Source organism: Pseudoalteromonas sp. PS1M3 (assembly GCF_016865405.1).
In the GTDB taxonomy this organism is placed as follows: domain Bacteria; phylum Pseudomonadota; class Gammaproteobacteria; order Enterobacterales; family Alteromonadaceae; genus Pseudoalteromonas; species Pseudoalteromonas marina.
The window spans coordinates 94,453-107,607 of sequence record NZ_AP022625.1 but is presented as its reverse complement, the minus strand read 5'-3'; the positions used below and the strand labels follow the sequence as shown (position 1 = coordinate 107,607).

The 13,155-nt window shown below is 39.5% G+C and carries 9 protein-coding genes; 4 read left to right on the top strand and 5 right to left on the bottom strand.

The genetic code is table 11. The annotated features are described in order from the left end of the window. Positions 1–42: 42 nt before the first annotated feature. The 4 genes from PS1M3_RS17285 to PS1M3_RS17270 all read right to left on the bottom strand — a co-directional run bounded on the left by PS1M3_RS17285 (position 43) and on the right by PS1M3_RS17270 (position 5,324). Complete coding sequence (locus PS1M3_RS17285) at positions 43–1,029, bottom strand: hypothetical protein (protein ID WP_239104511.1); 987 nt, start codon at positions 1,027–1,029, stop codon at positions 43–45. A gap of 170 nt (positions 1,030–1,199) precedes the next feature. Further along, positions 1,200–1,517, bottom strand: coding sequence for a hypothetical protein (locus PS1M3_RS17280; protein ID WP_203987775.1), 318 nt, complete (start codon positions 1,515–1,517; stop codon positions 1,200–1,202). 40 nt (positions 1,518–1,557) lie between these two features. Next, positions 1,558–4,707, bottom strand: a complete 3,150-nt coding sequence (locus tag PS1M3_RS17275) for a DEAD/DEAH box helicase (protein ID WP_203987772.1) — start codon at positions 4,705–4,707, stop codon at positions 1,558–1,560. A 14-nt stretch (positions 4,708–4,721) separates the two neighbouring features. Further along, positions 4,722–5,324: a bifunctional 2-polyprenyl-6-hydroxyphenol methylase/3-demethylubiquinol 3-O-methyltransferase UbiG gene (locus tag PS1M3_RS17270; RefSeq protein ID WP_203987770.1), complete on the bottom strand. Its 603-nt coding sequence runs from the start codon at positions 5,322–5,324 to the stop codon at positions 4,722–4,724. Positions 5,325–5,656: 332 nt separating this feature from the next. Between PS1M3_RS17270 and PS1M3_RS17265 the strand changes: the two genes are divergently transcribed. The 4 genes from PS1M3_RS17265 to PS1M3_RS17250 all read left to right on the top strand — a co-directional run bounded on the left by PS1M3_RS17265 (position 5,657) and on the right by PS1M3_RS17250 (position 9,740). After that, positions 5,657–6,400 carry a transporter substrate-binding domain-containing protein gene (locus tag PS1M3_RS17265; protein ID WP_203987768.1) on the top strand — a complete coding sequence of 248 codons (744 nt, stop codon included), beginning with the start codon at positions 5,657–5,659 and terminating at the stop codon, positions 6,398–6,400. Positions 6,401–6,439: 39 nt separating this feature from the next. Further along, entirely contained in the window at positions 6,440–7,177 is a 738-nt protein-coding gene (locus tag PS1M3_RS17260) for an ABC transporter substrate-binding protein (RefSeq protein WP_203987766.1), read from the top strand. A 219-nt stretch (positions 7,178–7,396) separates the two neighbouring features. Beyond that, positions 7,397–8,995 (top strand): ABC-F family ATPase, encoded by a 1,599-nt coding sequence (locus PS1M3_RS17255; protein ID WP_203987764.1) that lies wholly within the window; start codon positions 7,397–7,399, stop codon positions 8,993–8,995. Positions 8,996–9,293: 298 nt separating this feature from the next. Next, positions 9,294–9,740, top strand: a complete 447-nt coding sequence (locus PS1M3_RS17250; protein WP_203987761.1) for a transposase — start codon at positions 9,294–9,296, stop codon at positions 9,738–9,740. A gap of 750 nt (positions 9,741–10,490) precedes the next feature. Here PS1M3_RS17250 and katG read toward each other — a convergent pair. After that, entirely contained in the window at positions 10,491–12,668 is a 2,178-nt protein-coding gene (gene katG, locus PS1M3_RS17245) for a catalase/peroxidase HPI (RefSeq protein ID WP_203987758.1), read from the bottom strand. Positions 12,669–13,155: the final 487 nt, after the last annotated feature.

The window sequence follows — 13,155 nt, the reverse complement described above, 5'->3', positions numbered from 1 at the left end:
GCTTAATGAGAATAAGCGATCAAAGTTAATGCAATTGGGTGATCAAAGCTGGAGAGAATATGCACCTAGTTTGTCGGTATCAATTTCTAAATCTTGGATCAGTTGTTTTAATCGCTCTTTACGCTGATTTTGATTATCTTCAACGTTATGAAGATCGTCTGATAATAATTTAGCAGCGCTGATACCTGAATGAATAATTGTTTGAATTTTTTCAGTTCTGCTTACGCCTCTAATTTTACGACCGTGGGCTTTTAAAGTATTGGAAAGTTCGGCATCTGTTAGCGTTCTAAGTATTCTTAGCACGTATTTATCAGCTAAATCTTTCCCTTGGATCTCATTCAACAGCGTAACTATTTCATCAGGGATGAATACTTCTTGTCGCTTTTTGCTGATAAATAATAACCCCATATCTCTGAGGCTATTTAAGGCATCTAGCACTCCATTTTTAGGAATAACATCAACTAAATGCTCTACAGCAGCGCATTCATCAGTAGTTAAATTAAGTTCATTAGCCAGAACGTTGAGAACACTGCGCTCATCATCTGTAACTTTAGCTTCTCGATTATTTTTTTCATCATTAAAGTATGCTTCTTTCATACAAGCATGGTAAATTTTTAATGCTCGATTTCGCTCTAAAACACTTTCGGCTGCGCCTTGCTGGATACACTCTTTGAGCTCTTTTGATAGCTTAGATAACTCAACCCATTCTTTTTCATAAAGTGACTCTATCCAACTAATTCTTGCTACACCATTCCCGTCTCGACTTAAAATATTCACCAATAAGTTAAGCTGAGCGCTACTCATTAATATTTGTTCTTGGACAGAGATTTTGAAGAAGTCACGAACAGTATTGAACAGTTGAGTAATTTCACTACCTGAGGCATTTTTAATTTGACCGTCGATATTATCAATTGTTTTCGCAAGTTTTTTATTGTTTTTAGCGGCATCAGAACAAAGACGATCGAGGCATGAAATAAATTTTGATTTTTCTACTTGGTTAACAACTGATAAAACTTGGTTGAGTTTCATTTTATAGAGTCCTTTCTAATTATGTTTCAAATAAGGTAACAGTAAATTACTACTAGGGCAATAATCGTTCAGTTAGTGTTAATTATTGACACCCAATAAAAATAGAAAACCCACATTCATAAACGCCAACCTACCAACACACTCCAATTCCCCGTGATCACACCTGAAACTTAGTTAATGATGAGTAATTTACAGCATGGATGCTGTACAAAGCGTAGCTTGGCCATGGATGGCCTATCTACGCTGGTTACGTTTACATCATTAACGTAAGTTGAAGATAAAGTGTGATCCTCGGGTGCGCCGTGGGATTCCAAAGGGCGTTCGGCGGCAGCCGCCCTTTGGTTGCCGCCAGCAATCTGGCAAAAACCTCTAATAGAGGTTTTAAATCCATTAACCCACACATCATCAACCCATGCGCGATATAAAGTCGTAGCTACATTTTCAAAGCTACGCTTTGCACGCCAGCAAGCTGCGCGTCTACAAAACATGAGCAAGCTCTGCGCCTACAAGTTAAAGCGCGACTGCAAACTACTCTGCAACCACTTGTTTAAACCGTGCGAACGTTCGCATGCTTTCATCAGCAATCATTACCTCATAATCGGGGTTTTGAGCGATTAGCTCATATTGCCCGTTTGGTAATTTATTAACTTTGCGCAGTAAATACTGCCCATCTCCGCTTATATCGTCTCGCTCTATCGCGACAATTTGACCGCGAAGCGATCCGGCTCTATCGGAAGTTATAAGCTCAAGTAACAATAAGTCGCCATCAAGTATTGGGTGTTTACCGCCGTTCATTGAGTTGCCCGATGCACGTGCTAAAAAATGCACGTTTGGATCAAGCTTGCCTGCGCCAAGTGGCGCGTCCATCAATTCCATATCGCTGCTATCGCCAGTTTTAAAATGCCCACAGGCAATTTTAATATTAGGGAAGTACGGTAGCTTGATTACTTCATTTAGAGTTTTTAATTGGTTCGTAAATAGTTTCTCATCATTACTAATTTGTGTAGGAACGATATCCACGGGAGTGTTATCAACTGGTTCTTCAAATTGCAGTAATGCTTTAAAGTGGTGGTTTTGAAGCTTAAAACCTATTTTTTGGTAATAATCTTTACCGTCTTGAATATATTGCTGCTTGATTTCGGCAAGTGCGTTTTCATCTAGCTTTTCCCAGAGTACTGAGTCAAACGAAATAATATTGAGATCTTTTGAATGATAAATAAAACGTTTACGCTCGAACTTTTCAAACGGGTTTGCTAATAAACTACGAGTTAAATAAGCAGTATCGTTCAAGCGTTCTTTATCATTAAGTGGGTTTTTGTCTTTTTCTGCTTGGCCGAACTCTTGTTGTAACTGCTTGTAAAAATTTGCATATCGCAACACAAGTTTTGAAAGCTCGGCTTCGCCTTGTGCATTACATTCACTTATAAAGGCAAGTAAAAAAGCGATTTTATATGAGAATGAGTAATCCCTACTCTGTAAAAACTCAAAAAAATCATCTCGCCTTGAATCTTCTGTACGCTCTTTAATATTTTTATCTATTTTGATTTGCTTTAATTGTGATTCACTAAAATAGTTTAATGTGTGTTTACCAAATGGGTGTGTTTTTGCTGGGGTAATATCTCCTTTTTTAACCCAACTTTTTACCGTGCCAGTTGAAATAAACAACTCGCGAGCAAGTTGCTCTTCATTTAATAAACCGCCGAACTCATGTTCAAAAGTAAATATGTCTATCTTTTCAATACGGCGTTCACCTTCGTATAAACGATCTAATTCAATCGCTTCGTTTTCAGGTGTTGGTACTTCTGTTTTGATTATATTTTCAAATGGCTTGTAAGTAGAAAAGTTAAATAAGCCGTGTACCGACATTGGCTGTAATGCTGCGCCATAGCTGTCTACAACATCGATTACAATAAGCGCTTCTTTGTCTTTATAATTTCGCGTCCCACGCCCTAACTGCTGGGTATAAAGCACTTTAGACATTGTGGGTCTCGCCATAACTAAAATTTCAGTTTGTGGAGCATCCCATCCTTCGTTTAGTAGGTCGCAAGCACATAAAAAGCGTATGTTTCCTTTCTGATATTCTTCAAGCCCTTTGCGGTCTGAACCATGTACTGCTTGCGCACTAATTCCGTGTTTATTAAATAACTGCGCCATTCTTTGGGCATGTTTAATATCAGTACAAAACACAACACCTTGCTTTAACAATTGCCCCTCAATTAAAGGTTCTGCAAAATATTTGTTGATCAAATCTACAATTAATTGATCGCGCGAGGGTATAAGTACGGTTTTATTTAAATCAGCCTTTACATAATCTTTACCGTTAAAGCGCACTTGCGATAAGTCTATATTTGATTCAAGTCGGTATGCTCTTATTTGCGGAGCAAGTCCTTTTTTAATTGCTTGTTCTAAAGTTAAATCAACTTTATAGCGACCAAATATGTCTTGCAGCTTTTGGGCATCGGGCCTTTCGTCTGTAGCAGTGAGCCCTAATAACGTTTTAGGTTTAAAGTATTCAATTACTTTTCTTAACCCTGTTGCAACTGCATGGTGAGCTTCATCTATCAGAATATAATCAAAAGATTGTGATTGTATAGTGCTGTAATGGCGCATCATATAAGCGCTGGTTTGCACTACAACATCAAGCGTTGAGTCTGTTAATAACTCACCCGCTTTTAATAAGGGATGTCTTAAATTTAATCGCTCTTTTAATTGCTTTTTTAAAGCAGTGCTAGGTACTACTGCCAATGCTTTTTTGCATATACCCGCATCTATTTGATTTTTTAAATCTTCTATAAATACTTCTGTTTTACCTGTACCAGTGGGTAGGACAACTAAAAAGGTGCTTTTACCTTTTATTCGTTGATTTGAAATACTATTTACGGCTTGGTCTTGATGTTCTAAAAGCTGAAATGATAAATCACGCTGTGCTAAGTATTTAGGTGCGGCAATAAAGCTTTTAGGATCACCAAAATAATCACGCATTTGATCACTAAACTTGTAATGGTCGCTCATACCTCTGCTTGACCATCGAAAAACTAAATAGCCATCATAGACTAATGAGTTTTGCTTAAATAATTGCGAACGATATTTTTTTAAGCCAATTATAAGCGGGTGATGATAACGCTCTCCGTTAAGCTCTATAGCTATATTACTTTGGTTTTTAACATCGTTACCTCTTGTTAAAACGAAATCTATATAGCGAATGTGCCCTGCACTATCAATATATTTACTTTCAGCTTCAAGCGCATGTAAATATTGAGCGCCGAAGACGTCTTCAAATAAGCAGGTAAAGTTATACTCCGGTGGTGTTGGATCAGTGTGGCTTGCGCTTCGGTCAGAGCCAAATTTTTTTATTTTATTTGGTTGTTGTTCTTCTGAGCCTAAAAATATATCAAGGTCGGTTTGAAATTTAGTTTGTGATTCAATAGACAAAGAGGTGTTTAAATCATAAACGAAACGATACAAACCTTGGTATTTGTGCATCAGTTGGTTTTGGTAACTTGTGTAATCAACGTATTGGTAGTTAGATTTATCTAGTTCAAAAAGAGTTGTATCAATAAATACAGCAGGACTATCGTTTTTTGTATAAAGCCTTCCAACGGTATTTTTTTCTAGTAGCGTATAACCAAACTCTGAAAGAACTTGGTCACAATACTCAAACTGGTTTCTAAGTGTCATATTCACTGCAGCTATTAGCCTTTACCTATAGCGTATTTAATTAACGCATTTAGCCACACTTCGCTTTCGCGCCCTGGGCGCTGATCAACACTTTGCCAGTGCTTAACTATGCTTAATTGCGTGTGTTGATTTAGCAAACTACTCAATAACTGCTCGTTTAAATCGGTAAATTCACGGCCATTATGTACACGCTCTTGCGTGCCATATTTAAACGATACATACAAAACCCCGTTTACTTTTAGGGCATTTTGCAGCTTTAAAAACACTTGCGGTAACTCAGCTTTTGGCACATGTAACAAACTCGCGCAGCACCAAATGCCGTCGTATTTATTAACACACTCTAGCTCTTGAAATGTTTTAATCTCTACCGGTTGTTGTAAGTAATTACTGGCTAACTTTGCAAGTACTGGGCTTGCGTCAAACGCGCTGACAGTAAACCCTTGGTTTTTAAAGTAAGCGGCATCGCGAGCTGAGCCACAGCCAGCGTCAAGAACATGGCCGTGCTGTTTTACATGCGGTAAAAACTCAGCATATAACGCCGACATATCAACATTAAGCGTTGAGTCGCTAAAGGTTTGTGCGTTGTTATTGTAGTAAGTGAGTGTGGTACTTGGCACGATACACCCGCTCCTTGGCTAATCGTTTAACAGCTAAGCCGCTGTTAATATTAAATTCATTGGTGTTTAATCTACAGGAACAAATAAATAAAATATAGACTTAGTAGTAGAATATTTTAAATTAATACGCTCTTTTTATTAAACACATATACGCACTGCAAATTTAACGATTACAAAAATGAACATGTTAGCTTAGCCCTCCCAACGCATTGATTATAAATACATAACTTTTTACAGCCCGTAATGTTATTTACATGCTTATACAAAATTTGCTACCAAATTTTTAGGCTGGTTTATACTGTACATATTGCGTCGCTAGCATGAGGGATATAATGCATAGATTAAAAAAATACGGTGTGTATTTGTTAGTAGCCCTCTCTTTTGGGAGTACGGCTTGCGAAAAAAGGTTTTTTGTCGCGTCGCACGATACCTATTGGCCGCCTTACGTAGTTAATGTAGACGGCCACGCACAAGGTAAAGAGGTAACGGCGCTTTGGCTTATTTTTGCGGGGTCGCCTTACTGTGTTCAGGTTGAGTTTTTACCCAATACAGAGCGTGCATTTGTTGAACAAACTAAAGGCCGAATGGATTTAGGCTGGGCTGCCAGCTTTACTGAAAAACGTGCAGAGCATGTTTATTTTTCGGATAGTTACCGCAACGAGGTGATGTGGCTGTATCAGCATAAAAATAAACAATATAATGTTAAAAATCTGCAAGATGCGCTTGAACAGGGCTACACCGTGGCCGCCCATGTAGGGAGTTATTACGGCGAGCAATTTGAGCACTTAAAAAGTATTTATCCAAAACAAATTATTTTTACCGGTGCGGCAAAAACGCGTTTTGCTTTATTAGCTAAACAACGGGTCGATTTTATAATTGAAGACCAGTTAGTGGGTGAGTACTTTATTAGCCAGTCAAACACTATTAAGCGAGTTAATACCACAACCTATGTTAATAAGGGCTCTATTCATTTAATGCTGAGTAAAAATACGTCTACTATGCAAGATGTTATTGAGGTTAATAAATTAATACAAAGCCGTAAGGCACAATTAGCAGAACTGTTTGAAAAATTATAACTAAATACACACTAAAAACCGTTTACAAAAGGCTGTAGTTTGAAAATATTATTGTTTATAACCCTTTTTACTTTTAGTGCATTTAATGCCTGGGGATGCACTAAAACGTTAACAGCAGCTACTAACGAAAGTTACTGGCCACCTTATGTAATTTTAAAAAACAATACGCTGGGCGGGGTTGAAATAGACGTACTAAAGGCTATTTTTAAAAGCTCACCTTATTGCTTAAATTTTAGTGTGTTACCTAGCTCGTTACGTGCATTTGAAGAGCTGAAACAGGGCCGTGTTGATTTAATTTTTGCCGCCAGCAAAACGGCAGAGCGCGCTGAGTATGCCCACTTTACGTTACCCTACCGTGTTGAAAAAATGCTGCTATATAAGCACGCCAGTTCGCCTAATGTGAATAGCATTAACGCGTTATTTAAAAAATCGCTTACGGTGGGTGTAAACAGAGGAAGTGTTTTTGGCGATGCGTTTGAACAACTACGCACGCAGTATACAAACCAAGTGGTGCTTACGGAGGAGTCTAAAAAGCGTTTTACTTTGCTTAATAAGCAGCGCATTAATTTTTTAATTGATGATTCGTTAGTGGCGCAATATTTTACAAAACAGTATTCAAACATTATGCCTGCGCCATTGGTTGAGCCTATAAACGTTAATAATGTGCATTTTATGCTGAGTAAAAAAACGGTTACTGCCGACGATATTGCGGCTATTAATTCGTACATTACTAACAATAAAGCGGTTATTGAGCGTATTTACCAAACCCATCAATAGTTTTATTTATTTAACCTTTATTACTTGCTAGGCAAATTTTAAGGGCTTTTGCACCGTTTAAGTGCGTTTAAGGTTGGTTATAAATTAGCTGCCTTTTACCTTTCAATAGTTGTGGCTGATCTGTATAATTCGCCAGCTAATTTACCCTATTGCTTGATGTTGTTTGTGGCCTTTTGCTACAGCAAGCTCCTGTCAGTACTCATTCTAGGATTACCCTTTTTGATCTCCACCGCAAATATTACGATGCAGTTTGGCGCAGAGCCGTTGTTTGAAAACATTTCAGCTAAATTTGGTAACGGTAACCGTTACGGTTTAATTGGCGCTAACGGCTGCGGCAAGTCGACCTTCATGAAAATTTTAAGCGGTGCGCTTGTGCCTAGCGCGGGTAATGTGTCGATTACCCCGGGGCTAAAAGTAGGTAACCTTAGCCAAGACCAGTTTGCATTTGAGCAATACACGGTGGTAGATGCGGTAATTATGGGCGACGTTGAGCTTTGGAAAGTGAAGCAAGAGCGCGAACGTATTTATTCGTTACCAGAAATGAGCGAAGAAGACGGCATGAAAGTGGCCGACCTTGAAAGCGTTTTTGCCGAAATGGACGGTTACACCGCCGAAAGCCGCGCTGAAGAAATACTAATAGAAGCGGGTATAGATAAAGAGTTTCATTATGGGTTAATGGCAAACGTTGCCCCAGGTTGGAAACTACGTGTGCTTTTAGCGCAGGCCTTGTTTGCAAACCCAGATATACTGCTACTCGATGAGCCTACCAATAACTTGGATATTCATACCATTACGTGGCTTGCTGATGAGCTTAATAAACGTAAATGCACCATGATTATTATTTCGCATGACCGCCACTTTTTAAATTCGGTATGTACACACATGGCCGACATTGATTACGGCGAGCTGCGTATTTACCCAGGTAACTACGAGAAGTTTTTAGAAGCGTCAGGCTTGCAGCGCGAGCAGCTGTTAGCCGAAAACGCTAAAAAGAGCGCAGAGATTGACGAGCTACAAGACTTTGTTAACCGCTTTGGTGCTAACGCGTCTAAAGCTAAGCAAGCAAGTTCGCGCGCTAAAAAAATGGATAAAATTAAGCTTGATGAAGTTAAAACGTCAAGCCGTATGAGCCCATCGTTAAGTTTTGACGAAGGCAAAAAAATGTACCGCCAAGCGCTTGAAGTTAACAAGCTTGGCCATGGTTTTGATGGTGAAACATTATTTAGTGGCGGTGAGTTTTTACTAGAAGCCGGTGCAAAGCTTGCGGTAATTGGCGAAAACGGTGTGGGTAAAACTACCTTTTTGCGCTGTTTAGTTAACGAGCTTAAAAGTAACGAAGGCGAAATTAAGTGGTCTGAAAATGCGAGCTTTGGTTACTGCCCGCAAGACAGCACTAAAGATTTTGATAACGATTTAACGTTGTTTGATTGGATGTCGCAGTGGCGTACGGCCAAGCATAACGATTTAATGGTTCGTGGCATGTTAGGCCGTTTGTTGTTTACCGCAGACGATTCAAACAAAAAAGCGCGTAACTGTTCAGGTGGTGAAAAAAACCGTTTGTTATTTGGTAAGCTAATGATGCAAGACGTGAACGTGCTTGTAATGGACGAGCCAACAAACCACATGGATATGGAAGCCATTGAGGCGTTAAATAATGCGCTTAAAGACTTTGCAGGTACGCTTATTTTTGTAAGCCACGACCGTGAGTTTGTGTCGTCGTTAGCTACGCGTATTATTGATATTAAAGATAAGCAGGTTATTGATTTTCAGGGTACGTTTGACGAGTACCTTGCAAGCTGCGAAGAGAAAAAAGCATAAACCCTTTGCTGTTTAGTGAAAAAGGCGCTTAGTTAGCGCCTTTTTTGTACTTGGTTAAATGCATTAGTAAACAAGTAATTAAATCATCACCAAGAGGTGATTAACTATTGCTCGTGTTTTTTGTGTAGCGCTGAGAAGCTGTCGCTTCTAACGTGAGCAAGCTCTACATCTACAAAATAGTGTTTAAAGTAACTTGTAGACGCGCAGCTTGCTGGCGTGAAAAAGCAAGGCTTTTTAAAACTTGTTTTAGATTAATTCTTATCTATGTTTATACAAAGCCAAAATATATTCCTTTCCTATGCATGACTCCTCAAAATTATTAGCACATCGTTTTTCAAATAATAATCAGTTCTACTCTGTGACTATATGCTGCATAAATAGAGCACCTCTATTTAAAGAATTTGGCAATGCATGTATTGCAGCAAAGGCTATTGTGGATATGAAAAATAAAGTAAATACAATTTGTTATGTATTAATGCCTGATCATCTCCATTGGTTATTTCAGCTTAAAGACTGCTCACTAGCTAACGTAATAAAAATCTTTAAAAGTGTATCGACTGTAAAAATAAATAAGCTAAATGAAACAACAGGCAAGATTTGGCAGCAAAATTATTTTGAGCATCAGCTTCGTTCTGAAAAAGATTTAATTAATCAAGCTCGTTATATTGTTGCTAACCCACTAAGAACTGGCATAGTAATAAGTGTCGGGCAATATCCATTTTGGGATTGTATTTATTTAAATTAAATAGCATGTAAAACAAGAAGCTATCGCTTCTAACGTGAGCAAGCTCTACGTCTACAAAATAAGTTAACCCTACTTACTTTGGCTACTCATTTACTCCTCATTCACTTCTCTTTGTGCATTACGGTCTTAAAAGCCCATTATTCACAAAAAGGTTAAATTAACCTGCTGACGTGCTTTGCTTTCGTTTAATACCAACGTCTTACATTTAGTTGATTTATTCGTAAAAGTGATTGTTTTACCACCGAGAAGTTAAGGAGAAGAGCAGAAGCAGTGACTAACCAATATTTTTAACTCTGTGCAGCGCAAAGCGCCTCGGTGTGCTCTGTGGTGATAAAAGATCACTTAACCTGTCATTTTGGTTGCTCATTTACTACTCATTCACTTCTCTTTGTGCATTACGGTCTTAAAAGCCCATTATTCACAAAAAGGTTAAATTAACCTGCTGACGTGCTTTGCTTTCGTTTAATACCAACGTTTTACATTTAGTTGATTTATTCGTAAAAGTGATTGTTTTACCACCGAGAAGTTAAGGAGAAGAGCAGGAGCAGTGACTAACCAATATTTTTAACTCTGTGTAGCGCAAAGCGCCTCGGTGTGCTCTGTGGTGATAAAAAATCACTTAACACTATTCAATTTGGCTACTCATTTACTCCACATTTTGTTCTCTTTGTGCAATACAATTTTAAAAGCTCAGTTTTTAAAAACAAAAAAGGAGCATTGCTGCTCCTTTTTAACTGTTAATTAGGTTTATTAAATATCAAACCTGTCGGCGTTCATTACTTTTACCCATGCATTTACAAAGTCGTGAACAAAACGGGTTTTATTATCGTCTTGTGCATAAAACTCTGCCAATGCGCGTAAAATTGAGTTTGACCCAAATACTAAATCTACGCGTGTTGCGGTCCATTTAGTTGCACCGCTTGCGCGGTCAACAATGTTGTAAAGGCCATTACCTGTTGGCTCCCAACGGTTTGCCATGTCGGTTAGGTTTACAAAAAAGTCGTTACTTAACGTTCCTACATTATTTGTAAATACGCCATGTTGTGTGCCGCTATGGTTTGTGCCAAGCATACGCATACCACCCATTAGTACCGACATTTCTGGTGCTGTTAAACCCATTAGCTGGCTGCGCTCAAGTAGTAACTCTTCTGCAGACACAACGTAGTCTTTTTTCAGCCAGTTTCTAAAACCGTCGTGAATAGGTTCAAGTACGTCGAACGATTCGGCGTCGGTCATGTCGTCGGTTGCGTCTCCGCGCCCTGGCGCAAACGGTACGTTAACCTCTACCCCTGCGTTTTTAGCAGCTTGTTCAACCGCTGCTGTGCCGCCAAGTACAATTAAATCGGCCATGCTAATAGGTTTACTTAACCCTGCTTGTACTTTTTCAAGAGCCGTTAACACACTTGCTAAGCGTTCTGGTTCATTGCCTTGCCACTCTTTTTGCGGTGCTAAACGAATACGTGCACCGTTTGCACCGCCTCGGTGATCAGAGCCTCGGTACGTACGCGCACTGTCCCATGCGGTGTTAATTAAATCGCTGGCGCTTACGCCGCAATTAAGTAGTGTTACTTTTAAATCGGCGATTTCAGTATCTGTTAGAGTGTAATCAACACTTGGAATTGGGTCTTGCCAAATTAAGTCTTCGCTTGGTACATCGGCACCTAGGTAGCGCGCTTTTGGCCCTAAGTCGCGGTGCGTAAGTTTAAACCATGCGCGAGCAAACACGTCTGAAAAGTATTCAAAATCGTTATGAAAACGCTCAATTATTTTGCGGTACGCTGGGTCCATTTTCATGGCCATATCGGCATCGGTCATAATTGGGTTTAAGCGAATTGATGGGTCTTCTACATCGACCGGTTTGTCTTCTTCTTTAATATTTACAGGTTCCCATTGGTGAGCGCCTGCTGGGCTTTTTGTCAGTTCCCATTCGTAATTTAAAAGAAGGTCACAGTAGCCGTTATCCCATTTTGTTGGGTGTGTGGTCCACGCACCTTCAATGCCCGATGTCATTGTATCGCGGCCAATGCCCCGTGTTTTGTGGTTGTTCCACCCCATGCCTTGCTCTGAAATATCAGCCGCTTCTGGCTCTGGGCCAAGGTTTGACTCTTTTCCGTTACCGTGTGTTTTACCAACTGTGTGGCCACCTACGGTAAGCGCTGCCGTTTCTTCGTCGTTCATTGCCATGCGGGCAAACGTTTCGCGAACTTGTGCTGCGGTTTTAAGCGGATCGGGTTTACCGTTTACCCCTTCTGGGTTTACGTAAATTAGGCCCATTTGAACAGACGCTAACGGGTTTTCCATTGTGTCGGGTTTATCAACATTTTGGTAGCGTTCGTCGCTTGGTGCTAACCATTCTTTTTCGGCGCCCCAGTATACGTCTTTTTCTGGGTGCCAAATGTCTTCACGGCCACCGGCAAACCCAAAGGTTTTTAAGCCCATTGATTCGTATGCCATGTTACCCGCTAAAATAATGAGATCGGCCCACGAGAGTTTGTTACCGTATTTCTTTTTAATTGGCCAAAGTAAGCGGCGCGCTTTGTCGAGGTTGGCGTTATCGGGCCATGAGTTTAAAGGGGCAAAGCGTTGATTAGCCGTGCCACCGCCGCCACGTCCGTCAGATAAACGGTACGAACCTGCCGAGTGCCATGCCATGCGGATCATTAAACCGCCATAGTGGCCCCAATCGGCTGGCCACCAATCTTGGCTTTGTGTCATTAAGTTTTTTAAGTCGGTTTTTACGGCTTCTAGGTCTAGGGATTTGAATGCTTCAGCGTAGTTAAAGTCGCTACCGTATGGAGAGCTTTTTGTATCGTGTTGATGAAGGATGTCGAAATTAAGTGCATTTGGCCACCAATCTGTGTTTTGGCCTGCTGTTTGTGTATTGCTGCCATGCATTACCGGGCATTTGCCAGCGCTAGAGTTACTCATTATTTAATCCTCTTGGTCTAAAATAAAATACGTAAGCAATGGTCAATTTGTTTAGGTATTACTATTTTTAATTCATGCAAATGTTGCTTAATCAATTGTTTATATACTTGTACTTATTTTGAATTACCAATATAGGCTTATTTTTTGAGCTATACCAACAAATGCACCGTATTTAAAACGATTGGACCGATTTGTATTTTTGATTGGTATTTAAAAACGAGCCTTTAAAAATTTTTGATCTTTTTTTAAATAACGATGATCGAATTAAAAAGTAGCGGCGTAATGGTATTTGAAGGGTTTGAAAGTGGCTTTGGTTTACCACAGCGCACATAGGAATACCCCCCTTCACCATGAAATTGTAGTTATAACGTTAAAGGTGTATTACTAAGCCCAATACACCTTTACTTTATAACTCTAATTTATCTGTTTTTTGTTAGTTGATTATTATTAGCTAACGGTAATTAAGCTTTCCCTAACCTTTGATGTT